The following is a 523-nucleotide window of genomic DNA, read 5'->3' on the forward strand; positions in this document are numbered from 1 at the left end:
TATATTTCTTAATTATAGCTTCATTGAGTCCAACCGTACTCACATAATAACCTTCCGCCCAGAAATGCCGATTCCCAAACTTGTATTTGAGATTGGCGTGTTTGTCAAACATCATGAGTGCACTTTTACCTTTTAAATACCCCATGAAACTTGAAACACTTATCCTTGGTGGAATACTTACTATAGTCACTTAGTTTATAAAATACATGTTATAATAAAGCTATGGCATATAGTACAGATTTTAAACAACGAGCATTAAATTACATCAAAGAGGGACACAGCCATGTCGAGGCATCCAAAGTTTTTGACGTTGGCGTCAAAACTCTCTTCACATGGGAAAAGAAATTACGTGAACAAGGGCACTTAGAGCGGAAAAAGAGAGTCGCCAAAAGCCGAAAGATTCCTTACCTTGAGACGACTGGTATGCCTACTAGAATCCTCCTTAGAAAGCGTCGATTTAAGTGCTATCATTGCTCGAAAATGATGGTCGCTGAGACTTCTATCGTCAAGAAAAATCATCAAA

General features: G+C 38.0%; 3 pseudogenes. 2 read left to right on the forward strand and 1 reads right to left on the reverse strand.

Annotated features, from left to right (window positions below):
* Positions 1-184 (reverse strand): annotated as a pseudogene (tnpA, locus tag QM959_RS09585) (IS200/IS605 family transposase); the annotation flags it as partial.
* A gap of 38 nt (positions 185-222) precedes the next feature.
* On the opposite strand from tnpA, the pseudogene QM959_RS09590 reads away from it, so the two are divergent.
* Both QM959_RS09590 and QM959_RS09595 read left to right on the forward strand, forming a co-directional pair.
* Positions 223-330: pseudogene (locus QM959_RS09590) on the forward strand (IS630 transposase-related protein); the annotation flags it as partial.
* 57 nt (positions 331-387) lie between these two features.
* Positions 388-523, forward strand: a pseudogene (locus QM959_RS09595) (transposase family protein); the annotation flags it as partial.

The sequence above is a fragment of the Streptococcus mitis genome, from assembly GCF_047459985.1.
Classification (GTDB): domain Bacteria; phylum Bacillota; class Bacilli; order Lactobacillales; family Streptococcaceae; genus Streptococcus; species Streptococcus mitis_DZ.